This window comes from Curtobacterium sp. VKM Ac-2922 (assembly GCF_022815645.1).
Classification (GTDB): Bacteria; Actinomycetota; Actinomycetes; order Actinomycetales; family Microbacteriaceae; genus Curtobacterium.
The window spans coordinates 99,867-125,976 of sequence record NZ_JALGRO010000005.1; the positions used below are offsets into that span (position 1 = coordinate 99,867).

Below are 26,110 nucleotides of genomic sequence, written 5' to 3' on the forward strand. Positions count from 1 at the left end.
CCATGGCCGACGACCACGGCAAGCCCGCTGCGGACGACGCCCGCAAGCCGGACAGCCCGACCGACCTGACCAAGCCGACCCTGAAGTACACGCTCGGCAAGACGCTGCGCGAGTTCTCCGGCGACCAGTGCACCGACCTGGCGGCGAGCCTGACGTACTACACGGTGCTGGCGCTGTTCCCCGGCCTGCTGGCGATCGTGTCGATCCTCGGCCTGGTGTCGGATCCGCAGAAGACGATCGACACCCTGTTGCGGATCGTCAGCAGCATCGGGTCGGAGCAGGTCGTCGACCTGATCCGCAAGCCCGTCGAGGGACTGGTCCGCTCGCCCGCGGCGCCGGTCACGTTCATCGTCGGCATCGTCGGCGCGATCTGGTCCGCCTCGGGCTACGTCGGTGCCTTCGGCCGCGCGATGAACCGCATCTACAACGTCCGCGAGGGCCGCCCGATCTGGAAGCTGCGCCCGACGATGCTCGGCGTCACGGTGTTCACGGTCGTCATGCTCGTGCTCGGGCTGCTCGCGCTGGTCAGTGGCCCGCTCGCCCGTAGCGTCGGTGACCTGATCGGCCTGGGCCAGGCCGCTGCCACCGTCCTGTCGATCGTGCAGTGGCCGATCCTGCTGGTGATCGGCATCGTCATCATCGCGGTGCTCTACTACTGGGCCCCCAACGTCAAGCAGCCCAAGTTCACGTGGGTCAGTGGCGGATCGATCCTGGCGCTGCTGATCTGGATCATCGCGAGCGTCGGCTTCGGGTTCTACGTCGGAAACTTCTCGAACTACAACGCCACGTACGGCTCGCTCGGTGGCGTGATCGTGTTCCTGCTGTGGATCTGGATCACGAACAACGCGCTGCTGTTCGGTGCCGAGTTCGACGCCGAACTCGAGCGCGGTCGGCAGCTGCAGGCCGGCATCCGCGCGGAAGAGGACATCCAGCTGCCCGAGCGTGACACCCGCCAGATCGACAAGCTGGACGAGAAGCACGCGCAGGACGTGCTCGAGGCCATCAAGATCCGCCAGACCGCCGGGCGCGAGAAGGACTGAGCGGCGGGCCCGGCGGCGGCCCCGGTAGCGCTTCCGGCCAGGAGGCCCGGCTCGGTTTCCGTAGGGTGGGTCACGTGACGTACTCCACGACTCCAGACCGGCCGGTCGCCCTGGTGACCGGGGCCACCCGCGGCATCGGCCGCGCGATCGCGGCCGACCTCGGCCGCACCCACCACGTGCTGGTCGGCGGCCGTTCCGCCGACGCCGTCGATGCCGTGGTGGCCACGCTGCCGGATGCCGCGCCGTTCGTGGGCGACCTGGGCGCGGGTCAGATGCCGGCGCTGCCGGACCGGCTCGACGTGCTCGTGCACTCCGCGGGCGTCGAGCAGGGCACCCGCGTCGCCGACACTCCGCGATCCACGTGGGAGGCCGTGTTCGCCACGAACGTCTTCGCCGTCGCCGAGCTCACCCGCCTGGCGCTGCCGGCGCTCCGCAGCAGCCGGGGCATCGTCGTGACGATCAACTCCGGATCGGGGTTCGTCTCGGGTCCGGGCGGGGGCGTGTACGGCGCGTCGAAGTTCGCGCTGCGGGCGTTCACCGACGCCCTGCGTGAAGAAGAGCGGGCGAACGGCGTGCGGGTGTCGAGCGTGCACCCCGGCCGGACGGACTCGGACATGCAGCGCCAGCTCACCGAGAAGCTCGGCGAGGACTACGACACCGCGTACTACCTGGCGCCCGAGGACGTCGCCGACGCGGTCCGAACGGTCGTGGACCTGCCCGAGCGGGGCACGATCGAGACGCTCTCGATCCGCCCCACCCGGAAGCGCTGACGCGGGCCCGACGCGTGCGCGCAACGGGCCCGCGTCACCCGGCCCGCGTGCCCAGCTCCAGCCGCTCGTCGAGCCCCAGGCGCTCCAGGAACGCGTCGTCGTGGCTGACGACGACCAGCGCACCGCGGTAGGCGCCGAGGGCGTCCACGAGCTGGTCGACGCTCGTCAGGTCGAGGTCGTTCGTCGGCTCGTCGAGCACCAGCAGCTGCGGCGGCGGGTCCGCCAGCACGAGCCCCGCCAGCGCCACCCGGAACCGCTCGCCGCCGGACAGCGCACCGGCCGGGCGGTCGACGGTGTCCCCACGGACCAGGAACCGGGCGAGCCGGTTCCGCAGCTCGCCTGTGGACACGTCGGGCGCTCGACGTCGGACGTTCTCGAGCACGGTGGCGTCATCGTCCAGGGAGTCCTTCCGCTGCGGCAGGTACCCGATGTGCTCGACGTGCGCGACGGCCCCCGTGTCCGGCAGCGGATGCTCCCGCGCGCCGGGGTCCCCGACCAGCTGTTCGAGCAGGGTCGTCTTGCCGACGCCGTTGTCCCCGCCGACGGCGATGCGCTCCGGCCCCTGCACGATGCTCGGCCGGCCGCGCACGGTGATCGTCGCGATCCGCCGTGACGCCGGCACGTGCGGGTCGGGCAGTTCGACGTGGATGGACTCGTCGTCGCGCAGCCGGAGTTCGGCCTCGCGCTTGGTCGCCAGCGCGGTGGCCTCGTCGTCGGCGTGACCCGTGCGGAGTCTCCCCGCAGTCTCCTCGGCGCGCTTGCGCATCTCGTTCCGGAAGATCGCCGGCATCGAGCGCCCGGCCTTCTCGCCCGCCTTGGCCCGGCGTGCGATGGTCGTCTCGGCCTCGATGCGCTGCCGTTTCTCGGCGCGGTGACGCTGGGCAGCGACGCGGACCTCGCGCTCGACCGCGGCCTGTTGCACGGCCAGGTGCTCCTCGAACCCGGCGTACGTCCCGCCGAACACGGTCATCGCGCCGGCACGCAGCTCGGCGATCTCGTCGACGTGTTCCAGCAGCTCGCGGTCGTGGCTGACGAGCACCAGGGTCCCGCGCCAGTCGTCCACCAGGTCGAGCAGCATCGCGCGTGCCCGACGGTCCAGGTTGTTCGTCGGTTCGTCGAGGAACGCGATGGGCAGCGCACGCAGCCGGATGCCGGCGACGGCGACCAGCACGGCCTGCCCGCCGGACAGGGTGGCGACGGGGCGGCCAAGGTCGTCGCCGATGCCCAGGTCGGCGATCGCCAGGGCGGCGCGCTCCTCGAGGTCCCACGCGTCGCCGAGCGCGTCGAAGTGCGCCGGGTCGGCGTCACCGCCCAGGATCGCGTGCAGGGCGCGCAGCTGCGGGCCGACGCCGAGCAGGTCGGCGACCGTGTCGTCCGGACCGGTGTCCAGCCGCTGGGGCAGCAGGTCGACGGGACCCGACGTCGTGACGGTGCCCGACGTGGGCTGGAGCCGGCCGGTGACCAGCCGGACGAGCGTGGACTTGCCGGCCCCGTTCCTCCCGACCAGACCGGTCCGGCCGGAGCCGAAGGCGGTGGTCAGGTGGTCGAGTGCCGGGGTGCCGTCCGGCCAGGTGAAGGTGAGGTCGTGCAGGACGACGGATGGGTTCGCGGGCATGGAGGTGCCTCCGGGATGTCGATGCGGGCGCACGACACCGTCAGCCGCAGCGAGGCGGCATCACCCGACGAACGGGCGGGCCCGACGAGTCGGGCGTGATCACGGTGTCAGCGCAGGGGCAGCTGCTGCGAGGACGCAGTCCCGGTGATCACGCGCAAGGCGACTTCTTCCGTCGGTTCACCCCCGTTTCCGTGACCCGAGCCGGCGGTCGGTCTCCCGCCCCGCTGCTCCGCGGTCACGACGGAGTGCTCTGACGCTACGCCTCGGAGCGATGCGTGCGCAAGCACCCGGCCATGCGTGACAGGGTGGAGCCATGCCCGAGAACCTGCTGCCGACCCCGTCGTCGAACCCCGAGACCCTGCTGCCCGCCGACCCCGAGGTCGATGCCGCCCTGGCCGCCGACGCCCCGGTCGCGAGCGTCGTCGTGTCGCACCCGTCGTCGAGCCTGGCGTGGGCGCTGCTGGCCGACGAGGCCTGGGAGCGTGGCGCCACGCTCGAGTCCTACGCCTACGCCCGCGTCGGGTACCACCGCGGACTCGACTCGCTGCGGAAGGCCGGGTGGCGTGGTGCCGGGCCGGTGCCGTGGTCGCACGAGCCGAACCGCGGGGTGCTGCGCTCCCTGTTCGCGCTGCGCCGGGCCGCGATCGCGATCGAGGAGCCGGGCGAACCCGAGCGCCTGACCGACTTCCTGAACGGGGCCGACCCGGCGGTCATCCCCGCGCTGCAGGCGTAGCGGCGCTGCGCTGCGCAGCGCAGCGCGAAACGGTTTCGCACAACCGAAACCCGTTCGCGCCGCCGAACACCGCGGTGCGAAGTGCTTCCGGTTGTGCGAAGCCGATCGGCGCCGCGCACGCGAGCGCCGCGCGAGCCCTCAGCCGACGCGTGACGCCGTCACGGTGAACTTCGCCGTGCGGGTGACCTGTCGCGTCGGTCCGACGATCCGCTCGAGCACCGGCCGGTAGCGCAGGTGCGAGTTCCACACGCACCACAGTTCGCCGCCGGACTGCAGGATCGTGGCCGCGTTCCGGAACATCGACTCGGCCGCGTCGGTGGAGACGGCGCTGTCGGCGTGGAACGGCGGGTTGCAGACCACCAGCTGCGCCGACCCCGCATCGAGTTCGTCGCCCGCGTCGGTCCGTAGCACCCGGACGCGGTCGTCGACACCGTTCACGGTCGCCGTGGCGCGGGTCGAGGCGACGGCGATCGCGGACACGTCGGTCGCGATCACCTTCAGGCCCGGGCGGCGGCGAGCCAGCACGGTCGCGATCACCCCGTTCCCGCAGCCCATGTCGACGGCGACGCGGGCGGTCGGCACGGCGTCGTCGAGCACGTCGAGCAGCGTCCGGGTGCCCAGGTCGAGCGATGCCCCGGCGAACACGCCGCCGTGCGCGACGAGCGTCAGGCCGAGGTCGTCGACGTGCACGTGCTTCGGCCACGGCGCGGTCAGCGCGGCCCGGTTCGCGGCCGCCTGCAGTGGGTCCTGCGCGACGAGCAACCGGGACTTCCCGCGGCCGCGGCTCGCGACGACGTCGCCGAACGACCGCCGCAGCACGTCGTTCTGCGACAGGGTCATGTGCTTGGTCTGCCCGCCGCACAGCAGCACCACGTCCGGGGCGGCGTACCGGGCGACGGCGCGCGCGACCTCGTCCAGACGGTCGAGCGACTTCGACAACCGCAGCAGCACGAGCCGGGCGCCGCGGAAGGCGTCCTGCAGCGAGTCCGGGTGGTGGAACCCGCGCCGGCCGAACGTGCCCGCGTTCGCTTCGAGGGCACGTTCGGCGCTCAGGGAGTCCTGCACGACCCGGACGTCGGCTGCGCCGTGCACGGTGAGCAGCCCGAGGGTCAGCACCCCGTTCCGGTCGTCGACGACCGCGACCTGCCCCGGCTGGCGCAGCGCGTCGCCGTGCACGTGCGGTGCCTCGTCCAGCAGGAACCGGTCGGTGCCGTCGATGGTGACCAGGTCGGGCTCGTCGGCATCGGGGTCGCGCCGGAACACCGCGGCGAAGTCGAACGGGGGCATCCGCCCAACCTACCCAGTCAGCCCAGCAGGACCGACCACGACGTCGTCGCGGGCCAGAGCTGGTGCTCGGGCAGCACGTCCAGCCCGCAGGCGCGCGAGCCCAGGCCGTGCTGGGCGGCGTCGAGGTACAGGTAGGTCGCCTCCGGTGTCGGCAGCTCGTGCGGGTGGCCGGCGCGGGCGACCTGCTGTGCCGTCCACGGTGTGAGCGTGAAGCCGGTCCGCTTCGTGCCGACCGACGACACCGTGAACGGGCCCACCCGCAGCGTGCGCAGGTCCGGACGGTGGCCGGACTCCTGCGGCCGCGAGTAGTTCGCGGTCAGGAGCGCCACCGGCGAGCCGAACACCCCGACGTGCGCCGCGTGCGACGAGTCCGCGTACGACTCCAGCGGCCCGGTCCCGAACCACTCCGCGGACTCGTCCACGAGCGATGCCGGCAGGTCGATGCGCACACCGATCCGCGGCCAGGTGATGCCCCACGGGCCGAACGGCACCGCGGTCGTGTCGAGCAGCAATCCGTCGTCGGTGAGCGTCCACCGGTGGGTGACGTCGACGCCGGCACCGCTGTTCGCCGCTGCGACGCGGACGCGCTGCACCAGGCCGTGCTCGGTCCGTTCGACGTGCACCAGGCGGTGCGTCAGCCGATCGAGCCCGTGCGCCGTCCACTTCGTCGCGGACGCCGGCGCATCCGGGTCGCCGACGCCGTGCGTCAGCACCGGGTCGGCTGTCTCGTAGCCGCCCTGCGAGGCCAGCCGGTCGTTGTCCGTGGGCGCGCGCCAGAGCTCGAGCCGCGGGCCCGCGACCTCGTGGCCCTTCCAGCTGGACAGGTCGCCGCGCTCGGTGAAGGTCTCCTCACCGAGCCGGTCGCCGTCCCAGCCGAGCCGGGAGGCCCGTGGGGCCTCGGCAGGGCGTGCTGCGACGAGCGTCTGGGCGCGTGCGACGACGTGGCCGGTGTCCGCCCAGGCGGTCGGTCCGGCGAGCTCCGCGACGACGTCGAGCCAGAGCTCCTCGCCGGGGGCGATCGGCCCAGCCGCGGCCTCGAGCACTTCGGTCGGGACCGGCACGGTGGCGGACTGCCGTGCCGCGACGACACCGGGCGCCAGGCGTCCCTCGTGCTCGACGACACCGTTCTGCGACAGGGTCCACCGGAAGCGCAGCCCCGCGGTCGAGGCCGAGTGGTACCGGTTCTCGACCAAGACCGTCGTCGTGCCGAGCGACATCCGGATCGGGGCCACGACGGCCGCGAACTCCGCCAGCCCCGGCGTCGGGGTGTCGTCGGGCAGCACCAGGCCGTCCATCACGAAGTTGCCGTCGTGGACGACCTCGTGGAAGTCGCCGCCGTACCCGTAGAACGGCGTGCCGTCCGGGGTGTGCGTGAGCAGTCCGTGGTCGCGCCACTCCCACACGAAGCCGCCGTGCAGCCGTGGGTACTTGTCGACGAGCGCCTCGTACTCGGCGATCTGCCCCGGGCCGTTGCCCATCGCGTGCACGTACTCGCAGTGGATGAAGGGCTTCGACCGCTGTCGCGCGGCCTCGGCGGGACCGCACTCCAGCAGCGGGGTCGGGGTGCCGCCACCGATCGACTCGGTCTCCTGCAGCGTCGGGTACATCCGCGAGTACACGTCGGTGTACTCGCCCGTGTAGTCGCCCTCGTAGTGCACGGGTCGCTCGGCGTCACGTGCGTGCACCCAGTTCGACATCGCGGCCAGGTTGCGGCCGGTGCCGGACTCGTTGCCGAGCGACCACATCACGATCGACGCGTGGTTCTTGTCGCGCTCGACGGTGCGGGCGATGCGGTCCAGGTAGGCGTCCTCCCACGCGGGGTCGTCGGACGGGTTGCCCTGCCATCCCGTGAAGATGAACCCGTGCGTCTCGAGGTCGCACTCCAGGATCACCCAGAAGCCGAGCTCGTCGGCCAGGTCCAGCACGCGGGGGTGCGGCGGGTAGTGCGAGGTGCGGATCGCGTTGACGTTGTGCCGCTTCATCAGCGCCATGTCCGCGCGGGCGTGGGCCTCGTCGAACACGCGGCCCCGCTCGGGGTGGGTCTCGTGGCGGTTCACCCCGTGGAACACGACGCGCTCGCCGTTGACCAGGAACCGGTCGCCCTCGATCTGCACGGTCCGGAACCCCAGCCGGAGTGCGACCGTCTCGCCGCCCTCGGCGCCCCCGGCGGCGCTGCCCGAGGACAGTGTCGCGTCGTACAGCTTCGGCAGTTCGGCGCTCCACGGCTCGACGCCCTCGAGCACGATCGGCTCGACCTGGTCGGCGGAGGCCCACACGACGTCGACGCCCAGGTCGGGCACGGCGAACCGCACCGGGAAGACCGCGTCGAGCGTCGGGACCGTGATGGTCCCCGTGCCTGTCGACGGCCGACCCGAGGCCGCCGTCCCAGCGGTCGCGGCGTCGCCGAGCGTCGCGGACCAGCCCGCGCGCACGAACACGTCGTCGATGGGTGCCGTGGGCCGCGCCAGCAGGGTGACGTCGCGGAAGATGCCCGGCAGCCACCACTGGTCCTGGTCCTCCAGGTACGACGCCGCCGACCACTGGTGCACGCGCACGCGCAACTCGTTCGAGCCCGGCCGCAGCAGGTCCGTCACGTCGAACTCCGTCGCCAGCCGCGACCCGGTCGCCCAGCCCACCTCGGTGTCGTTCAGCCACACCCGGAAGTGCGACTCCACCCCGTCGAAGCGCAGCAGCACGCGGGCCGCGGCGTCGAACGTCGTCGGTACCTCGAAGGTCCGTCGGTAGTCGCCCGTCGGGTTCTCCTCCGGCGGGTGCGGCGGGTCGATCGGGAACGGGTACTGCAGGTTCGTGTAGCTCGGCGAGCCGTGTCCGTGCAGCACCCAGTGCGCCGGCACCGGGATCGTGCCCCACGAGTCGTCCGCTCCGGGCATCGGGACGTCCGCCACCGGCGACCACCGGAAGTCCCACGCCCCGTTCAGTGACAGGGCCGGAGCGTCCGTGTGCAACCAGGCACGTGGTGCCAGTCGGGACGCCGAGCCGGGCGTGGTGGTGTGCAGGTCGTCGATGGCGGCGTTGGTCAACCCTTGACCGATCCTTCCGTGAGGCCCCCGCGCCAGAAGCGCTGCAGGACGATGATGGCGATGACGAGCGGGATGACCGAGACGAGCACCCCGCCGGTGGTGAGCTGGTAGAACTCGGGCAGCCGGTCCACCTGGGCCCGCCAGTTGTTCAACCCCAGTGTGATCGGGTACAGCTTCTGGTCTGCCAGCATGATCAGCGGCAGGAAGAAGTTGTTCCAGATGCCGACGACCTGGAACAGGAACACGGTCACCAGGGCCGGGGTCAGCTGTCGCAACACGATGGTGTGGAAGATGCGCAGCTCACTGGCACCGTCGAGTCGTGCGGACTCCATCAGCGCGGTGTCGACCGAGGCCGCCGCGTACACCCGGCACAGGAACAGCCCGAACGGCGAGACCAGGCTCGGGATGAGCACGCTCCAGTACGTGTCGGTCAGGCCCATGGTCGAGAACAGCAGGAACAGCGGCAGCGCGGTGGCGGTCCCGGGGACCAGCACGCCGCCCAGGATCGTGCCGAACACCAGCTGGCGGCCGCGGAACTCGTACTTGGCCAGGGCGTACCCACCGGCGGCGGCGAAGTACGTCGCCAGGACCGCACCGACCCCGGAGTACAGGATGCTGTTCGCGATCCAGCGGACGAAGATCCCGCCGTCGTACGTGAACACCTGCTGGATGTTGCTGAACAGGGCGAAGTCGCCGCCGAACCAGAACCCGTTCGTCGCGAACAGCGCGCCGGTGGTCTTGGTGGCGGCGATGACGACCCAGTACAGCGGCACCAGGAAGTAGATCGCGACGATGACCAGGATGCCGGTCACCACGACCTGCGACTTGCCGGAGCGGTCGAGCCTGCGCCGTTGGTGCGCCGAGATCGACGTCGTGTCGACGGGCGGCGCGCTCTGCGCGGTCGCCGACGCTTGGATGGCTTCACTGGTCATGCGCGTGCCCCCGTCGTTCCGTGCTGCGTTCCGGACCCGGACTGGAGGCCCTGGTCGGCTTGGTTGGTGGCCGTGCGGACGGCGGAGGGGCGCGTCTGGAGCGCGCGCCGGGCCTCCTGGCCGTCTCGCCTGGCCCGCTTGCGCTGGTCGCGCTCGTTCTTGGGTGGCCGGTTCGTCAACGCCAGGAACGCGAACGACAGGATGAACGCGGCCAGCGCGATGATGACCGCCTGCGCACTCGCGACGCCGTACTCGTTGAACGCGAACGCGTTCGTGTAGGCGGCGTAGTTCGGCGTGTACTCGGTGTCGATCGCCGGGGCGACCGTGGACAGGATCTGCGGCTCCGCGAAGAGCTGCAGCGTGCCGATGATCGAGAACACCGTCGTCAGCACCAGGGCCGGGGCGATGAGCGGGATCTGGATGCGCCACGCCACCTGGAAGGGGCCGGCGCCGTCCATCTTGGCGGCCTCGTAGACCTCGCCGGGGATCGACTTCAGCTGCGCCACGATGATGAGCATGTTGTAGCCGGTGTACGTCCACGTGACGATGTTCGCGATCGACCACAGCACGCTGTTGGCGCCGAGGAAGTCCGGCTGCAGCCCCATCGACTGCAGCAGCGACACGATCGGCGACAGCCCGGGCACGTACAGGAACGACCACAGGATCGTCGCGATGACGCCCGGCACGCCGTACGGCATGAAGTACACCGCGCGGAAGAAGCCCGGCCAGCGGGCGCTCGCCGACTCCAGCAGCAGCGCCAGGATCGTGCACGCGATGATCATCACCGGGACCTGCACGACGCCGAACAGCAGCATCCGGCCGATCGAGGCGACGAAGCCCGAGTCGTTCAGCGCGGTGACGTAGTTGTCGAACCCGGCGAACCGCCCGGTGACGCCGTCCTCGCCGAACAGGCCCTTGCGGTCGACGGTCGTGAAGCTCTGGAACAGGGCGCTGATGATCGGGATGATGAACGTCAGCAGGAAGAGCGCCAGGAACGGGGCGAGCAGCACCCACGGTGCGCGTTTCTGGGCGCGGGTGGCCTTGGTGCTGGTGCGGAAGGCGGGTCGTGTCTGCTGCGTGGTCATCGTGCCGTCCTGACGCTGAGGCCCTTTTCCTTGAACGACTGCACGATCTCGGCCTGGGCGAGCTCGACGGCGTCCGAGAGCTTGAGGTTGCCGGTGATCTTGCGGCGGAACTGGTTCTGCAGCGACGTGAACGCGGACTGCGTCACGGGCGACCACGACCAGTCGACGTTCTGCTCCTTGGCGGCGGGGACGAAGACGTCCTCGTTGTAGTTCTGGCCGGAGAACCACGCCGAGGGCTTCTGGCGCTGGGCGCCGATGTAGTCCTTGGCGGGGGACCAGCCGATGCCGCAGTACTGGATCATCGCGTTGATGCCCTCTTCCGAGGTGGTCATCCAGGTGATGAACTCGAGCGCTTCCTTCGGGTGCTTGGCGTTGGCGAGCACCGCGGCGCTCGAACCGCCGATCGCACTCGAGCCGAAGCCAGACGCGTCCCACTTCTGCATCGGGGCGACCTTCCACTTGCCCTTGCCGCCCTGGATCGACTCGATCAGGGCGTCACCCCAGCTGGCGCTGGTCACCGCGGCGATCCGACCGCTGGCGCACGCGGCGTACCAGCCGGGGGAGTACGCACCGGCGCTGGTGTCCACCAGGCCGTCGTCGATGCAGCCGTCGAAGAAGTCGGCGACCTTCATCGTGGCGTCGTCGGTCATGTCGACGACCCACTCGTCCCCGTCGACCTTGAACCACCGGGCGCCGGCCTGCTGGGCGTAGGCGGCGAACGGCGAGGCGTCGGCGACCGGGAACACCTCGAGGTAGTTCTGCTTTCCGGTCTTCCGGACCTTGTCGGCCAGCACCTTCCACTCGTCCCAGGTCGACGGGGGTTCGCCCCCGGCCGCTTCGAGGATCGCGGTCTGGTAGTAGAAGCCCATCGGGCCGGTGTCCTGGGGGATGCCGTAGACCCCGTCGACGAACTCGACCTGCGCCCAGGCGGCCTCGTCGTACTTCGACTGGAAGTCCTTCGCGCCGTACCGGGCCAGGTCGACCAGGCCGTTGGCCAGCATGAACTCGGGGATCTGCCGGAGCTCGACCTGCCCGATGTCCGGGCCGCCGCCCGCCGCCAGCGCGGAGTACATCTTCTGGTACCCGCCGGAGTTGCCGCCGGGGATCCAGTTGGCCTGCACCTGGATCTTCGGGTTCTTGGCGTTCCAGACGTCGCAGACCTTCTGCAGGTCCTTGAGCCAGGCCCAGTAGGTGAGCGTCACGGTCTCGCCGCTCGCTGCGGCCGGCACGAGTGCGGCCTTGTTGACGTTGGTCGACCCCGGTACCGCACAGCCAGCCAGCAGGCCGGTCGCTGCGGCGCCGATCCCGAATCCGAACAGCTGTCGTCTCGTGATGGGTCGTCGTGGGTTCGTTGGCGTCATTGCCTGCACCTCGGTTCGTCGGCGAGCGGGTTGCTTCCCCAGCCTGGCACAAAACCGAGCGATGTTGCGATTTGACGTCTGGGGGTTCGCTCCGTCTGGGGGTTCGCTCCGACTGGGTGTTCGCTCCGACTGCGGACATGCCGCCCGTTCCAGGAGCAGGCTGTACGGCACGTGAGAGCACCGGGGCTCGACCGACTCCCGGGGAACCGTAGGCAAGGGAGCTGCCATGACGTCGACGAACGCCACGAACGAACTGCACCGCATCCTGGGGCAGCGGTTGGAACGCGGGGGGACCTGGGCGTGGGCCTACGTGGACGCGTCCGGCAACGTCGAGGACCCGCGTCGTCAGGCCGCGCTGAAGCTCCGCGGGGTCGAGGAGTCGCTCCGCGCATCGGGGTCGGACACCACCGCGGTCGACGTGATCGCCGGGGAGCTCGAGGACACCCCGGGCGTGCCGTCGCCCGTTGCCCGGTACGTGCTCGTCCACGACGGCGAGCTCGTGGTGAGCGAGGTGCTGCCAGGACCGATGCAGGCGTCGGAGTCGATCGGCGTGGGTGCCGTCCCCGACCTGGTGCCGCTCGTCGCCCACCGGCCGATCGAGTTGCCCTTCCTGGTCGTGCAGGTCGGCAAGGACGGCGGCGGCTACCGCGCGTTCAAGCTCGGACACCCCGCCACGTCCGACGACCAGGAGCGCATCAGCGGCGAGACCTTCGACCAGCACAAGGTCAAGGGTGGCTTCGGCGACTGGAAGCAGCCGCGCTGGCAGAGCCGGACGGAAGAGGTCTGGCGGCAGAACACCGCCGAGGTCGCCAGCGCGATCGACAAGGCCGTCACCCGGTTGAACCCCGCGCTCATCGTCGTCGCCGGTGACTCACAGGCCCGGCCGATGCTCATCGAGAAGCTGTCCTCGGACGCGCGCAAGCTCGTCAGCGAGGTGCCCGGCGGCGGCTTCGACGAGACGGTCCTCGGTGACCACACCCGCGTCGCCCTGGCCCGGGTGATCGCCACCCACCGGCACGACCTCGAGGACCTGCTGCGCACCCACGTCGGGCGCGGGGACAACCAGGCGGTCACGGGACTCGGACCCGTCGTCGAGGCACTGCAGCAGGCCCAGGGCGCGACGATCGCCCTGGACGCCGTGGCGATCGGCGACAGGACCCTGCTCGCACTCGGGGCAGCGCCGTGGATCGCGACCGCACCCGAACAGGCAGCCAGCGTGCCGGTGATCGGCCCCGTGCCCGCCGTGTGTGCGCTCGTGCGGGCCGCGGTGCTGACGGACGCCGAGCTCGTGCTGGTCAATGCGGCGTCGTTGCCCGGTGGTGCGGCCGCCGCCGCCCTGCTGCGCTGGCCCGTCGGCCCGACCGTCCCCGCCTGAGCCCAGGCAGGAGGTCGAATCGCGCGTTGTCGGTCGGATCTTCCCGCTGCCCACGCGCGATCCGACCTCCCATCGCGGGTGGTGTGGGAACGAACGAGCGGGTCAGTCGTGGGAGCGGTCGGTGCGCGGGACCAGCGGCAGCGCCAGCAGGGGCAGCACCGCCACGATGCCGAACGACGCCGCGAACCCAAGCGCCCCGACCAGGGCTCCGACGCCCGGACCGACCGCGCTCGCCGCGATGAACTGTCCGGTGTTCTGCGCGCCCAGTGCCCGCCCCGACCAGAACGGTCCCGCCGCCTCGGCCACCGAGGTGTAGGCCAGCCCGTTGTCGGCGACCGTGACACTCGTCGCGAGGACCAGGAACACGGCGGCCCCGGCCAGGTGCGTGCCGTCGACCACCGCCAGCACGGCCATCACCACGGCAGCGCTGACAGCCACGACCCGCAGCGGTCCGACCCGTGAACCCGCACGGTCGCTCCACACGCCGACCAGGATCCGCCCGATCGCGCCGACGAACTGTGACGCGCCGACCAGCAGCCCGGCCGCGGGCGTCGACCACCCCAGGCCGACCAACCACACCAGGCCGTAGGTCGACAGCGTGAACTGCGGCACGACGAGCAGCACCGACACGGCGTGGATCCGCCACAGGAACCCGTTTGCCCGGTACGGGTTCGCGGTGACCGTGGTGGCGGCCTCGGACCGGGCCGGTCGGGGCGGGTTCGCGATGCCGATCGCGCACAGCACCGCGAGCACCCCGCACAGCACGATCGGCAGGACCAGGGCGGCGCGGATGCCCGACGCCTCGGCGAACTGCGGGACGGTCACCGCGGCCAGGGTCACGCCGAGCGGCTGTGACATCTGCCGGATCCCCATCGCGAGGCCCCGGCGCTGCTTCGGGAACCACCCGACGACGACGCGTCCGCTGGCGGCGTTCGTCGAGGCACTCGTCATCCCCGCCGCCAGGAACGCCAGGCCGAGCAGGACCGGGTTGCCCGCGGCTGCCCAGGCGCCGACGACCGCCAGCGTGGTGAGCACGAGCCCGCCGGCGATGACGACCCGCTCGCCGACCCGGTCCGTCAGTGCTCCCCAGGCGATGAGCGTCAGCACCATGCCGAACGTCGGTGCCGCGGCGAGCACCCCCGCCAGCGCCAACGGCGTCCCCTGCGCGTGCAGGTACGGGATGAGCAGCGCCGGAGCGGACACCACGAGCGTGCCGGCCGCCTGTGCCGCGACACCGAGCGCGAGCATCGTCCAGGCGCGGGCCGGGATCCGGGTCGCGGGCGTGGTGGGGGCGGTCGTGGTCACTGGGGCAGTCGTTTCGTCGCGGAACTGATTGGTATACCAAAACGGTATACCATCAGCGGCGACCCGCCACTAGGCTGATCTGCCGTGACCGATCCGACCGACGAGACGCCGGTGTCGCAGACGGCGCAGCTCTACGACAACCTGCGTGCTGCGATCCTGACGCTCGACATCGCACCCGGCGAGCGCATCTCCGAGCGCGGTCTCGAAGCGCGGTTCCACGCGTCGCGGACCCCCGTGCGGGCAGCGCTGTCGCGGCTCGAACGCGAGGGACTCATCCTGCACGAGGGACGCTCGTGGACGGTCACCCCGATCGACCTCGACGAGATCGCCTCGCTCGCCGAGCTCCGCGGCGTCCTCGAACCCGCAGCCGCGCGCCTGGCTGTCGCACGTGCCGGAAGCGACGCGCTCGCCGAGGTCCGCGCGCACCTGGATGCCCTGCGCCCGACACCCGATCGGCAGTCCGGCATCCGGATGGGCTCGACCTTCCACCTCGACCTGGCAGCACTCGGCGGCAACCGGTTCGTCACCGACGCGATCGCCGACGCGCTCACCCGGCTCGAGCGCACCCGCTGGATCGAGGTCCGGACGCCAGAAGCGCGCGATGCCGCCTGGGACGAGCACAGCGCCATCCTCGACGCGGTGCAGGCCGGCGACGCCGACCGCGCGGCCGAGCTGCTCGCCGCGCACGTGGCCGGCACCAACGACCGCCTGCTTGCGTTCATCGCGCAGGAGCGTCGGCGCCTGCGCGGAGCGGGCATGGCGATCGTCGGGTCGCCCGACCGCTGAAGCGTGTCGCCCGACTGCTGAGGCGGGGTGACCGACCGCTGGAGCGCCGGACCGGAGGCGGCCCGACCCAGCCGGGCCGGGCCTCCTGTCCGGTCAGCGGCTACTCGAGCCGCGCCCCGTCGTCGGTGTCGTCCAGCGTGATCGCGCCGGTGTGCTCGAGGAGCGCGTCGCGGACCTCGGCTTCGTCGCGGCTCACGCGGATCGCGTCGCGGCGTCCTGAATGGGTCGACTGTGACATCTCTGGTCGTCCTTCCCGAAGGCGGGCTCGGCCCGCGCGTTGAGGCGGGCACCGCCCGCTGGTTCTGCTTCCTCACGGGACGTACTGAGGTCGCCCCAGTGTGGTCCGGTCTGTCCGGATCCCGCAAGGGTCCACGGCCACCTGTGGAGAAGTCCCCGGCGGGGCCGTGCCTAGGATGGTCCGCTGTCGGGGTCGCTCGCCGCCGGCGCGCATCGCTCGACGGACGGGAGGCCCTGGTTGGCCGAGCAACGCACGGCACCTCCCACGGTCTACGACGTCGCCTCGGCGTCCGGTGTCTCCATCGCCACCGTCTCCCGCGTGCTGCGCACGCCCGACGCCGTCCGCGAGGGCACCCGTGACCGCGTGCAGGCGGCGATCCGCAGCCTCGGGTACGTGCCCTCGGGCAACGCCCGCGCCCTGGCGGGCAAGCGCACGGGCGTGATCGGGCTGCTGCTGCCGGGGTTCGACGTCGTCACCGACGAACGGCCCGGGCTCGTGACGGACGGGGGCGTCCGGGTGGTCGACGACCGCCAGCACGTGACGCAGCCGTTCGCGTCGAACCTGTACTTCGACGAGGTCCTGCGCGGAGCCGAGACCGAGGCCTGGCAGCGCGGTCTGGCCCTGATGGTCGCCGCCGGGCGGGGTCCGTCGCGGGACGTCATCGTGAACGACGTCGCCGGTCGGGTCGACGGTCTGGCGGTCCTGGCGCAGACCGTGCCGGACGAGCTGCTCGAACACGTCGCCCGACGCATCCCCGTGGTGGTGCTGGCGGACGACCGTCGTTCGCACGGGTTCGACTCGGTCAGTGTCGACAACGCCGCGGGCATGCGGACACTGGCGTCGCACGTGATCGGGCGGCTCGGGATCCGGTCGGTCGCCTACGTGGCCGGTCCGGTCGACTCGCCCGACGACAACGAGCGGTCCACCGGGTTCGCGGCGGCGCTGGCCGACCACGGCGTCGCTCCGGCCTCGGTGCGGACCGTGCACGGTGACTTCGGACGGGCCCGGGCGCGGGAGCTCGCCGTCCAGCTGGTGGCCGAGGGGGTGCCGCGGGCGATCGTCTGCTCGAACGACCAGTCGGCGCTCGGGGTGCTCGACGCCGTGCTCGCGGCAGGGCTGCGGGTGCCCGAGGACGTCGTCGTGACGGGCTTCGACGGGATCGACGCGGGGCGGTTCTCGGTGCCGCCGCTGACCACCGTGCACCAGCCGATGGGGGCGCTCGGACGGGCTGCGGTCGAGGCGATCGTCGATCGCCTGGAGCGCCTCGAGGGGCCGCCCCGCGCGACGCGGCTCCCCGTCGAGGTCCTGCTGCGCGAGAGCTGCCCGCCGGAGCTGTGACGCGCCGGCCCGACGCGTGCACCGTGCACCTCGCACCGTGCGAGCCTGCGCACGCACCTCGCACCGTGCGAGCTTCCGTCCCCGTGCGGGCCTGCGCGCTCCGTGCGAGCAAACAACCTCGCACCACGCCGCCAACCTCGCACGGCCGGCGCCCGCCGCGCCGCGCGCCGCCCGCCCGCCGCGCCGCACGCCCGCCCCCACAGCGCCGCGCCGCGCTTGCGCCCCGCGATGTAAGCGCATACATTGTCCCGGTACCCACTCGACACGGAGGTCGACCGAGCAATGACGCTTCCCCCACAGCGCGCAAGCGGCCGCACGCCGTCGCGACCGCCGCGCACCGGCCGTCGCGGCCGTCTGCTGGCCGCACTCGCCGGCCTGGCCGTCGTGGCACTCACCGCCACCGGCTGCAGCATCCAGGTCCGATCCGAACCGGACCCGAGCATCGGCAAGGACACGATGCTCATCAACGCCGACCACGGCAACCCGCTGTTCGACCGCAACTTCAACCCGTACATCGCCAACGCCCGCACCGCGAGCAAGTGGATGTACGAGCCGCTCATCGAGGTCAACCCCCTCGACGGCAAGCGCACCCCGTGGCTCGCGAGCGCGTGGACGCAGCCGGACCCGAAGACGATCGACATGACGATCCGCAGCGGCGTCGAGTGGTCCGACGGCACCCCGTTCAGCGCGAAGGACGTGCTCTTCACGTTCGACCTGCTGAAGAAGTTCCCCGCGATGGACCTCAAGGGCGCCTGGCAGCACATCGACACCATCGAGCAGCGCGGGCAGCACCTGGTCTTCCACCTGAAGTCCGCGGACGTCCCCAGCCTGACGATCATCGGGCAGACGTACATCCTCGGCGAGCAGCACTGGAAGGGCGTCACGGACCCGACGACCTTCCGTGACCCGAACCCCGTCGGAACCGGCCCGTTCGTGCTCGGGAACTACACCGACCAGCAGTACTCGATGGACAAGAACCCGCGGTACTGGCAGGCGCAGAAGATCGTCATCAAGCACCTGATCCTCCCCGCGACCAACACGCAGCTGGACACCGTCACGCGCGGCTACGACTGGTCGTACTCGTTCATCTCCGACGTCAAGGGCACGTGGGGTGCCGCATCACGGACCAACACGTGGTGGTTCCCGCCGGGGGGCGTGATCGGCCTGATCCCCAACCTGACCAAGGCGCCGTACGACGACGTCAACGTCCGCCGGGGCATCTCCCTCGCGCTGAACCGTGACGACATCGCCGAGACCGCGACCGAGGGCAACCTGAAGGCCGCCGCGCAGACCGGGCTGATCCTGCCGAACCAGGAGCAGTACGTGAACGACCGGATCCCGGACAAGGGCGTCATCACGCAGGACGTCGACGCCGCCAAGGCCGCGTTCGCGAAGTCCGGATGGGTCGAGCAGGACGGCAAGATCATGAAGGACGGCAAGCAGCTGTCGATCACGATCATGACCGCCAACGGCTACTCCGACTGGCTCCGCGCCGCGCAGGAGGTCCGCCGCAACTTGACGGCCATCGGCGTGAAGGTGCAGATCACCGCGCCGCAGCCCGCGGGCTACCAGTCGAACATCAACAACGGCACGTTCGACATGGCGATGGGCGGCATGGGCAACGGCGACGTCTACCAGGCCTTCAACTCGCTGCTGTCGAGCGACTTCTACCAGCCGGTCGGCAAGTCGACGGTGAACAACTACGAGCGCTACAAGAACGCCGACACCCAGGAACTGCTCGACGCGTACAAGGCGACGACGGACACCGCCAAGCAGCAGGAGATCCTGGACCAGCTGCAGGAGGTCGTCTACAACGACCTGCCCGTCATCGGGATGTACTACGGCGGGCTCTGGGGCCTGTTCAACACCGGCAAGTTCGTCGGGTGGCCGAGTGCCGAGGACCCCTACATGGCGCCGCAGAACTACGACTCCGCGCCGCTGCTGATCTTCACGAAGCTCCGGCTCCGCGACAGCGCGGCGGGCCAGGCGATCCTCGAGGCCGAAAGCGAGCAGAGCAAGTGAAGTACGTCCTGCAGAAACTCGTCCTGTTCGTCCTGACCCTGTGGGCCGCGGTCACGCTGAACTTCGTGCTGCCGCGCCTGATGCCGGGCAGCCCCAGCGACGCCGCCCTGGCGAAGCTCAGCCAGAACGGCCCCGTCACCGACGCCACCAAGAAGGCCATCGAGGCCCAGCTCGGCGTGCCGACCGGCAACCTGTGGGACCAGTACGTCAGCTACCTGCACCAGGTCGTGACGCTCGACTTCGGCGTGAGCTACACGTTCTACCCGCAGAACGTCGGTGACCTGGTGGCCAAGGCGCTGCCGTACACGCTGATCCTGGTCGGCGTGGTCACGATCCTGGCCTTCGTGCTCGGCACCCTGATCGGGATCGCCGCAGCGTGGAAGCGCGGCACCTGGCTCGACTCGCTCCCGACGCTGTCGGGGAGCTTCATGTCGACGTTCCCGTACTTCTGGACCGCCCTGCTGCTGCTGTTCTTCCTGGGCTACGTCCTGCACTGGTTCCCGACCACGGGTGCCTACTCGGCGACGACGACGCCCGGCCTGAGCGGTGCCTTCGTCGGCGATGCCCTGCAGCACGCGGTCCTGCCGGCCGTGACCATCCTGGTGACGAGCCTGGGCGGCTGGATCATCGGCATGCGCAACGCCATGATCAACACCCTCGGCGACGACTACGTCACCTTCGCCGAGGCGAACGGGCTGCGCGGCCGCACGGTGGCCATCCGCTACGCGGCGCGCAACGCGATCCTGCCGAACCTGACCGGCTTCGGCCTGGCACTGGGTGGCGTGGTCGGCGGCTCGGTCCTGGTCGAGCAGGTGTTCGGCTACCCGGGCATCGGCTACCTGCTGTTCAACGCCGTCATCGGGCAGGACTACCCGCTCATGCAGGCACTGTTCCTGATGATCACCGTGTCGGTGCTCATCGCCAACTTCATCGTGGACGTGCTGTACGGCGTCCTGGACCCGAGGACGCGCCGATGACGAACACGAGTACACCCGACGCAACCGTCGCAGTCCGCACGCAAGACGCCCCCGAGCAGCAGGCCCCCAGCAAGCTGCGCTCCGCCGCCCGCCAGTTCGGCATCGTGTGGAGCAACACGAAGGCCCGGATCGGGATCATCATCCTGGCCGTCTTCGTCCTGGTCGCGATCCTGGCGCCGCTGCTGGCCCCCTACGGTGCCAGCCAGAACGGCTTCGCCCGCAACCAGGACGCCACCGTCGCGCACTGGATGGGCACGACCGCCGCCGGCGAGGACGTCCTGTCCCAGCTGATCTACGGCGCCCGGATCTCGGTCATGGTCGGTGCGGTCGCGGGCATCCTGTCCACGCTCGTCGCCGTCGCGATCGGCCTGAGCTGGGGCTACGTCCGCGGCTGGATCGCCGAGGTCATCGGGTTCGTCGTGAACCTGTTCCTGGTGATCCCGGGCCTGCCGCTGATGATCGTCATCGCGGCGTACCTGCAGAACGGCGGCATCGCGGTCATCATCGCCGTGATCGTGGTGACGGGTTGGGCGTGGGGTGCTCGCGTGCTCCGCTCCCAGACGCAGTCGCTGCGTGGCCGTGACTTCGTGACCGCGGCACAGTTCTCCGGCGAGGGTGCGTTCCGCATCGTCTTCCGCGAGATCCTGCCGAACATGACGAGCCTGATCGTCGGCAGCTTCTTCGGTGCCGCGACCAGCGCGATCCTCGCCGAGGCGGGGCTCGAGTTCCTGGGCCTCGGCGACTCGTCGATCGTCAGCTGGGGCACGATCCTGTACTGGGCGCAGAACTCCAACGCGCTGCTGACCGGCCAGTGGATCCTGCTGTTCGCCCCCGGCCTGTGCATCGCCCTCCTGGCGATGAGCCTGACCCTGATCAACTTCGGCGTCGACGCCGTCTCCAACCCGCGGCTGCGCGACGGCGCGCGCCCCAAGAAGGGAGCAGCAGCATGAGCGGCTCACCCCATGACGGACTGGAGGCCCGTGGCGGCGCCGCCACGACCCTCCCGTCCGACGCGTCCACCGGAACCGACGTCCTGCTCGACGTCCGCGACCTGTCGGTCGTCTACGAGTCGGCCGGCCAGTCCGCCGTGCAGGCGGTCGACCACGTGTCCTTCCGACTGCGCAAGGGCGAGTTCGTCGGCCTGGTCGGCGAGTCCGGGTCGGGCAAGTCGACGCTCGGCTACGCGCTGACGCGGTTGCAGAAGCCCCCGGCGCGCACGAACGGCGGCAGCATCGTCTTCGCCGGGCAGGACATCCGCGACCTCGACGACGAAGCGCTCCGCCAGCAGCGGCAGGGCGGCTTCGCGATGGTGCTGCAGTCCGGCATGAACGCGCTCAACCCGGTGCGGACCATCCGGAACCACTTCATCGACGTCTTCACGGCGCACGGGCACGTGCCGCGCGAGCGGTGGGACGCACGGATGCGGGAGCTCGTCGGCAAGGTGAAGCTGCCGGACTCGATGCTGGCGCGCTTCCCCGGTGAGCTGTCGGGCGGCATGCGGCAGCGCGTGTCGATCGCGCTGGCGCTGTCCCTCGAACCGCAGCTGATGGTGTTCGACGAACCGACCACGGCGCTCGACGTCCTGGTGCAGCACGCCGTGATGGACACGATCATCGAGCTGCAGCGCGCCGAGGGCTTCACCGCGGTGCTCATCAGCCACGACCTCGGCATCGTGCTCGAGGCGACCGAGCGCGTGCTCGTCATGCACGAGGGACGCATCGTCGAGGACGGCGGTTCGCGGGCGATCCTCCGCGACCCGCAGGACGCGTACACGCAGATGCTGCTGTCGCACTACGCCGACCCGCGTGCCGAGGTGGTGTCGCTGCCCGGGTTCCCGGACCGCTCCCTGCGCTCGTCGGACGGTGCCACCCGCCAGGAGACCACCTCGTCGTTCAGCACGGTCGGGTCGCGCGAACGCTCGGCGGCACGCAACCCGATCACGGTCGAGCACCTGGTGAAGACCTACCCGGCGCCCCGGCGTGGCGAGGACCCGGTCCGTGCGGTCCGCGACGTGTCCTTCACCCTCGAGCCGGGGCAGTCCCTGGCGCTCGTCGGGCAGTCGGGCTCGGGCAAGTCCACGATCGCGAAGATGCTCACCGGCGTCGAGAAGCCGACCAGCGGCACGGTCCGCTTCGGTGACCTCGACGTCGCGAAGCTCGGGCGGCGGGGCATGCGCGACCTGCGCTCCGAGGTGCAGATGGTGTTCCAGGACCCGTACTCGGCGCTCAACCCGCTGCACACGGTCGAGTACACGCTGACCCGACCGGTCGTGAACTACACCGGGCTGCGCGGCCGCGAGGCCCGGCACCGCGTCCTCGAACTGCTCGAGACCGTGGGACTGACGCCGGTGGAGCAGTTCGCGCAGAAGCTCCCGCACCAGCTGTCGGGTGGGCAGCGGCAGCGCGTGGTCATCGCCCGCGCGCTGGCCAGCGACCCGCAGGTGATCATCGCCGACGAGCCGGTCTCGATGCTCGACGTGACGCTGCGCGCCGGGGTGCTCGCCCTGCTCGAGGACCTCCGCGAGCAGTGGGGCGTCTCGATGCTGTACATCACGCACGACCTGCTGAGCGCCCGGCTCATCACCGACGACATCATGGTGCTGCACGACGGCGCCGTGGTCGAACGCGGACGCACGGCGGACGTGCTGCAGCACCCGCAGGACGACTACACGGTGGCGCTCCTCGATGCGGTCCCCAACCCCCGTCGCAGACTGCGCGGAGAAGACTGACCGCATGACGAACCTGCACGCGTTCCCCACCGTCCCGCCGTTCGGCCACCTGCCCACCCCCGAGGGCGTCGACGTCGTCGGCATCGACCTGCCCGTCGGTCGGCTCACCGCCTACCGCGTCGTCCCGTCGGGGGAGTCCAAGGGCACGGTCCTGATCGTCCCCGGGTACACCGGCTCGAAGGAGGACTGGCGCACCTTCGTGCCGCTGCTCCGCGACGCCGGCTGGACCGCGGTCGCGATCAGCCGCCGTGGCCAGGCCGACTCGGCCGCACCGACCTCGCCGTCGGACTTCACGGTGGACGAAGAAGCCGCGGACGTCGTCCGGGTCGCACGCCTGCTCGACGACGGCGCGCCCGTGCACCTGATCGGCCACTCGCTGGGCGGGGTCATCGTCCGCGCGGCCGCGATCCAGGACCCGGGTGCCTTCCGTGACGTCGTGCAGTTCTGCTCGGGCCCGTACGGGTGGCCGTACCGCAAGGTCGCCGAGCTGACGATCATGCACGACACCGGCGGCAACAACCGCACGCTGTTCGACGCCACGAACCCGCTCTGGGCGTACCGCCCCGACGAAGAGCTGCCCGACGACGTCCGGATGGTGCGCGACCGCTTCGACGCCACGAGCCCACTGAGCGTCGTCGCCGGCGGACACATCCTCGAGGACCACACCGACAGCTCCGACGAGCTCCGCGCGACCGGGCTCCCCGTGCTCGTCACCCACGGCGAGTGGGACACGGCGTGGCCGATCCCGTGGCAGCGGCAGATGGCCGAGGACACCGGCGCCGAGTACGTCGTGATCCCGGAGAGCTGGCACGGCCCCCAGACCGAGAACCCGCAGGGGACCGTCGAGGTCTTCGACAGGTTCTTGCGCGAGCACTGACCTGGGTCAGCACTGACCTCGGTCTGCACTGACCCCCGCACACGAAAGGCACCATCATCACTTCGCTGCAGTTCCCCGACGGCTTCCTCTGGGGTGCCGCCACGGCCGCCCACCAGATCGAGGGCAACAACGTCAACAGCAACTGGTGGGTGCACGAGCACGAACCGGACACCACGATCGTCGAGCCCTCGGGCGACGCGGCCGACAGCTACCACCGGTACCGCGACGACATCCGGATCGCGGCCGAGCTCGGGCTGAACTCCTACCGCTTCAGCATCGAGTGGGCGCGCATCGAGCCCGAGCGCGGGTTCGTCAGCCGTGCCGAGGTCGACCACTACCGCCGGATGGTCGACACCTGCCACGAGTTCGGCCTCGAGCCGATCGTCACCCTGATGCACTTCACGGTGCCGCGGTGGTTCGAGCGCGACGGCTTCTGGCGTGCCCCCGACGCCGCCGACCTGTTCGCCCGGTACACCGAGGCCGCGCTGCCCGTCGTGCAGGACGGCGTCCGGTACGTGTGCACGATCAACGAGCCGAACATCGCCGCGATGCTCGCCGGTGGCGAGGACGCGGCCAACCTGGTGGCGTACGGCCTGCCGAACCCGGATCTCGGCGTGGCCGACGCCCTGCTGGCCAGCCACCAGCGGTCGCGCGATGTGCTGGGACAGGTGTCGGGCCTCCAGTCCGGGTGGACCGTCGCGACGCAGGCCTTCCGCTCCAACGGTGAGCCGGGCGCCGACCAGGCGCTGCGCGAGTACGGGTACCCGCGCGACGACTGGTACCTGGAAGCCGCGGCCGGCGACGACTTCCTGGGCGTGCAGGCGTACACGCGCACGTTCATCGGGCCGGACGGGCCGCTGCCCGTCGCCGACGATGTCGAGACGACCCTGACCGGGTGGGAGTTCTACCCCGAAGCGTCGGCCGACGGACTGCGCAGTGCGTGGGAGCTGTCCGGGCACGTGCCGCTCATGATCACCGAGAACGGCATCGCGACCGCGGACGACACCCGCCGCCAGGCCTACACGCAGGGCGCCCTCGAAGGCGTCCACCGCTGCATCGAGGACGGCATCACCGTGCTCGGCTACCAGCACTGGTCGTTGCTCGACAACTACGAGTGGGCCTCGGGGTTCCGGCCGACCTTCGGGCTGGTGGCATGGGACCCGGTCACGTTCGAGCGCACGCCCAAGCCGTCCGCGCACTGGTACGGCGGCGTCGCGCGCGCCAACGCGCTGCCCGTCTGACGTTCTGACGGTCTGCCGGTTTGACGGACACCCCTCGAGGGAGCAGCAATCGTCGCGTGCGCCGCCGCGACCCGACGTCTGCTGCTCCCTCGAAGGCGTCGTGCGACGCGTCGTCAGCGGTGGATGCCGAGCAGTTCGCCGGGGCCCGGGTCGCGGAGCAGCTCGGCGCGGTCGGCGGCGCTCGACCCCTCGTCGTCCGTGGCATAGCGGTCGACGTCGCGTGTCAGGACCTCGCGCACGGTGGCGACGTCGCCGGAGTCCACCGCGGCGATGAGCAGCGTTGCACCCCGTGAGCCGCGCGCCCGGGTGTCCGCCCCGGCGTCGGCCAGGATCCGGACGACCTCGGCGTGACCACCCCACGCGGCGCGGATGACCGGCGGGTTGCCGTCGCCGTCTCGCGCGCCGAGGTCCGCACCCGCGGCGACCAGGGCGGCGACGGCGCCGCGTGCGTCACGGTCGATCGCCAGGGTGAGCGGCGTCCGTCCCTCGGTGTCGGTGAGCTGGACGCCCGCACCGCGCCGCACGAGTTCGGCGATCATCTCGGGCCGGTCGAACCAGGCGGCGGCGTGCAGCGGTGCGAAGCCCCACCGCGGGTCGACGTCGTCGACGTCGCTGGCGTCGTCGGCCAGGTGCAGCCCGCCCAGGTCGCCCCACGCCGCGGCCCGGACCCCCTCGGACGCCCACTCGACCCAGCCGTCCGGCACCGGTCCGTGCCAGCCACGCGCCGGCCGGCCGTCGAGCGCGGTGAAGTCGGCCTCGGGGACGCTCTGGACCTGGACCGTGACGTCGGTGAAGCGGATGGCGACCTCACCGATGGGGGAGACCAGGAGCCGGAGCTCCCAGGTGTCCAGGCCCGCGTGGTCGATCTCGCCGCGGGCCACGTGCGCGTCCCCGGCGAGCAGGGTCTCCGGGTCGAGCAGCGGCGGGTCGATGACGGCGTCTGCGAACCGCAGGGTCACCCGAGCGTGGTTCCACCGTCGCCACAGGCCGTCCGGGGTGTCGAGCACCTCGTCGTTCCGGACCAGCACCGTGGCGTGCAGGACGACCGGGGCGGGTTCGCCGTGGTCGGGGAGCGCGGTGTGCTCGTGGTCGTCGGCGGGGGCGTGCCGGTGGCTGGCCTCGACGGTCCACGCCGCGATGCGGGCGTCGGTCCACCGGACGGTCGCCAGAGCCGCAACCGGGGGTGCGGCGTCCTCGAGCAGCAGCCGGAGGTGGTCAGCGGCGCCGTCGAAGTCCTCGAGGGACACGTAGCCCACTGCGGGCCAGTTCACTCGACTCCATCGCACGGTCCGAGCGTAGCCCTGTGGATCACCGATCGTCTCCAGAGAAATACCGATCATGCATGTCCGACGTGACATG

20 protein-coding genes are annotated in these 26,110 nt (G+C 71.1%); 12 read left to right on the forward strand and 8 right to left on the reverse strand.

Annotated features, from left to right (window positions below; translation table 11 throughout):
• Positions 1-2: 2 nt before the first annotated feature.
• Positions 3-1,040: a YihY/virulence factor BrkB family protein gene (locus MT346_RS07700; protein ID WP_243562234.1), complete on the forward strand. Its 1,038-nt coding sequence runs from the start codon at positions 3-5 to the stop codon at positions 1,038-1,040.
• A gap of 74 nt (positions 1,041-1,114) precedes the next feature.
• Positions 1,115-1,810: an SDR family oxidoreductase gene (locus tag MT346_RS07705; protein ID WP_243562235.1), complete on the forward strand. Its 696-nt coding sequence runs from the start codon at positions 1,115-1,117 to the stop codon at positions 1,808-1,810.
• Between the two features lie 34 nt (positions 1,811-1,844).
• On the opposite strand, the gene MT346_RS07710 is transcribed toward MT346_RS07705, so the two are convergent.
• Positions 1,845-3,425 (reverse strand): ABC-F family ATP-binding cassette domain-containing protein, encoded by a 1,581-nt coding sequence (locus MT346_RS07710; protein WP_243562236.1) that lies wholly within the window; start codon positions 3,423-3,425, stop codon positions 1,845-1,847.
• A 313-nt stretch (positions 3,426-3,738) separates the two neighbouring features.
• Here MT346_RS07710 and MT346_RS07715 point away from each other — a divergent pair, with 313 nt between their 5' ends.
• Positions 3,739-4,158: a DUF3151 domain-containing protein gene (locus MT346_RS07715; protein ID WP_243562237.1), complete on the forward strand. Its 420-nt coding sequence runs from the start codon at positions 3,739-3,741 to the stop codon at positions 4,156-4,158.
• 138 nt (positions 4,159-4,296) lie between these two features.
• Here MT346_RS07715 and MT346_RS07720 read toward each other — a convergent pair whose 3' ends face one another.
• The 5 genes from MT346_RS07720 to MT346_RS07740 are packed head-to-tail and all read right to left on the reverse strand — an operon-like array spanning position 4,297 to position 11,864.
• Positions 4,297-5,445, reverse strand: coding sequence for a class I SAM-dependent methyltransferase (locus MT346_RS07720; RefSeq protein WP_243562238.1), 1,149 nt, complete (start codon positions 5,443-5,445; stop codon positions 4,297-4,299).
• A gap of 17 nt (positions 5,446-5,462) precedes the next feature.
• Positions 5,463-8,486: a glycoside hydrolase family 2 TIM barrel-domain containing protein gene (locus MT346_RS07725; protein ID WP_243562239.1), complete on the reverse strand. Its 3,024-nt coding sequence runs from the start codon at positions 8,484-8,486 to the stop codon at positions 5,463-5,465.
• Positions 8,483-9,418 carry a carbohydrate ABC transporter permease gene (locus tag MT346_RS07730; protein ID WP_243562240.1) on the reverse strand — a complete coding sequence of 312 codons (936 nt, stop codon included), beginning with the start codon at positions 9,416-9,418 and terminating at the stop codon, positions 8,483-8,485. The genes MT346_RS07725 and MT346_RS07730 overlap by 4 nt, the downstream gene beginning before the upstream one ends.
• Positions 9,415-10,503, reverse strand: a complete 1,089-nt coding sequence (locus MT346_RS07735) for a carbohydrate ABC transporter permease (protein ID WP_243562241.1) — start codon at positions 10,501-10,503, stop codon at positions 9,415-9,417. Before MT346_RS07735 ends, MT346_RS07730 begins: the two co-directional genes overlap by 4 nt.
• Positions 10,500-11,864: a sugar ABC transporter substrate-binding protein gene (locus MT346_RS07740; RefSeq protein ID WP_243562242.1), complete on the reverse strand. Its 1,365-nt coding sequence runs from the start codon at positions 11,862-11,864 to the stop codon at positions 10,500-10,502. The genes MT346_RS07735 and MT346_RS07740 overlap by 4 nt, the downstream gene beginning before the upstream one ends.
• Positions 11,865-12,090: 226 nt before the next feature.
• Between MT346_RS07740 and MT346_RS07745 the strand changes: the two genes are divergently transcribed.
• Positions 12,091-13,239, forward strand: a complete 1,149-nt coding sequence (locus MT346_RS07745) for a Vms1/Ankzf1 family peptidyl-tRNA hydrolase (protein WP_243562243.1) — start codon at positions 12,091-12,093, stop codon at positions 13,237-13,239.
• Between the two features lie 102 nt (positions 13,240-13,341).
• Here MT346_RS07745 and MT346_RS07750 read toward each other — a convergent pair whose 3' ends face one another.
• Entirely contained in the window at positions 13,342-14,487 is a 1,146-nt protein-coding gene (locus MT346_RS07750; RefSeq protein ID WP_243562419.1) for an MFS transporter, read from the reverse strand.
• Positions 14,488-14,628: 141 nt separating this feature from the next.
• Here MT346_RS07750 and MT346_RS07755 point away from each other — a divergent pair, with 141 nt between their 5' ends.
• From MT346_RS07755 to MT346_RS07790, 8 genes are all read left to right on the forward strand, one after another.
• Positions 14,629-15,330, forward strand: a complete 702-nt coding sequence (locus MT346_RS07755) for a GntR family transcriptional regulator (protein WP_243562244.1) — start codon at positions 14,629-14,631, stop codon at positions 15,328-15,330.
• 475 nt (positions 15,331-15,805) lie between these two features.
• Positions 15,806-16,906 (forward strand): LacI family DNA-binding transcriptional regulator, encoded by a 1,101-nt coding sequence (locus MT346_RS07760; protein ID WP_243562245.1) that lies wholly within the window; start codon positions 15,806-15,808, stop codon positions 16,904-16,906.
• Positions 16,907-17,188: 282 nt separating this feature from the next.
• Positions 17,189-18,928, forward strand: coding sequence for an ABC transporter substrate-binding protein (locus tag MT346_RS07765; RefSeq protein WP_243562246.1), 1,740 nt, complete (start codon positions 17,189-17,191; stop codon positions 18,926-18,928).
• Positions 18,925-19,905 (forward strand): ABC transporter permease, encoded by a 981-nt coding sequence (locus MT346_RS07770; RefSeq protein WP_243562247.1) that lies wholly within the window; start codon positions 18,925-18,927, stop codon positions 19,903-19,905. Before MT346_RS07765 ends, MT346_RS07770 begins: the two co-directional genes overlap by 4 nt.
• Positions 19,902-20,855 carry an ABC transporter permease gene (locus MT346_RS07775; RefSeq protein WP_243562248.1) on the forward strand — a complete coding sequence of 318 codons (954 nt, stop codon included), beginning with the start codon at positions 19,902-19,904 and terminating at the stop codon, positions 20,853-20,855. The genes MT346_RS07770 and MT346_RS07775 overlap by 4 nt, the downstream gene beginning before the upstream one ends.
• Positions 20,852-22,633, forward strand: coding sequence for an ABC transporter ATP-binding protein (locus MT346_RS07780; RefSeq protein WP_243562249.1), 1,782 nt, complete (start codon positions 20,852-20,854; stop codon positions 22,631-22,633). The genes MT346_RS07775 and MT346_RS07780 overlap by 4 nt, the downstream gene beginning before the upstream one ends.
• Before the next feature lie 4 nt (positions 22,634-22,637).
• Positions 22,638-23,510 (forward strand): alpha/beta fold hydrolase, encoded by an 873-nt coding sequence (locus MT346_RS07785; RefSeq protein ID WP_243562250.1) that lies wholly within the window; start codon positions 22,638-22,640, stop codon positions 23,508-23,510.
• 53 nt (positions 23,511-23,563) lie between these two features.
• A complete protein-coding gene (locus MT346_RS07790) occupies positions 23,564-24,751 on the forward strand; it encodes a glycoside hydrolase family 1 protein (RefSeq protein ID WP_374202517.1) in 1,188 nt (395 codons plus the stop codon).
• Between the two features lie 113 nt (positions 24,752-24,864).
• Here MT346_RS07790 and MT346_RS07795 read toward each other — a convergent pair whose 3' ends face one another.
• Entirely contained in the window at positions 24,865-26,037 is a 1,173-nt protein-coding gene (locus tag MT346_RS07795; RefSeq protein WP_243562251.1) for an ankyrin repeat domain-containing protein, read from the reverse strand.
• Positions 26,038-26,110: the final 73 nt, after the last annotated feature.

Bases quoted from the DNA above. Each gene is read 5' to 3' on its own strand.
- MT346_RS07740 (WP_243562242.1), bottom strand. From the start codon at position 11,864: ATGACGCCAACGAACCCACGACGACCCATCACGAGACGACAGCTGTTC.
- MT346_RS07700 (WP_243562234.1), top strand. From the start codon at position 3: ATGGCCGACGACCACGGCAAGCCCGCTGCGGACGACGCCCGCAAGCCG.
- MT346_RS07730 (WP_243562240.1), bottom strand. From the start codon at position 9,418: ATGACCAGTGAAGCCATCCAAGCGTCGGCGACCGCGCAGAGCGCGCCG.
- MT346_RS07715 (WP_243562237.1), top strand. From the start codon at position 3,739: ATGCCCGAGAACCTGCTGCCGACCCCGTCGTCGAACCCCGAGACCCTG.
- MT346_RS07765 (WP_243562246.1), top strand. From the start codon at position 17,189: ATGACGCTTCCCCCACAGCGCGCAAGCGGCCGCACGCCGTCGCGACCG.
- MT346_RS07775 (WP_243562248.1), top strand. From the start codon at position 19,902: ATGACGAACACGAGTACACCCGACGCAACCGTCGCAGTCCGCACGCAA.
- MT346_RS07750 (WP_243562419.1), bottom strand. From the start codon at position 14,487: ATGCTCGCGCTCGGTGTCGCGGCACAGGCGGCCGGCACGCTCGTGGTG.
- MT346_RS07735 (WP_243562241.1), bottom strand. From the start codon at position 10,503: ATGACCACGCAGCAGACACGACCCGCCTTCCGCACCAGCACCAAGGCC.
- MT346_RS07780 (WP_243562249.1), top strand. From the start codon at position 20,852: ATGAGCGGCTCACCCCATGACGGACTGGAGGCCCGTGGCGGCGCCGCC.
- MT346_RS07720 (WP_243562238.1), bottom strand. From the start codon at position 5,445: ATGCCCCCGTTCGACTTCGCCGCGGTGTTCCGGCGCGACCCCGATGCC.
- MT346_RS07710 (WP_243562236.1), bottom strand. From the start codon at position 3,425: ATGCCCGCGAACCCATCCGTCGTCCTGCACGACCTCACCTTCACCTGG.
- MT346_RS07745 (WP_243562243.1), top strand. From the start codon at position 12,091: ATGACGTCGACGAACGCCACGAACGAACTGCACCGCATCCTGGGGCAG.
- MT346_RS07785 (WP_243562250.1), top strand. From the start codon at position 22,638: ATGACGAACCTGCACGCGTTCCCCACCGTCCCGCCGTTCGGCCACCTG.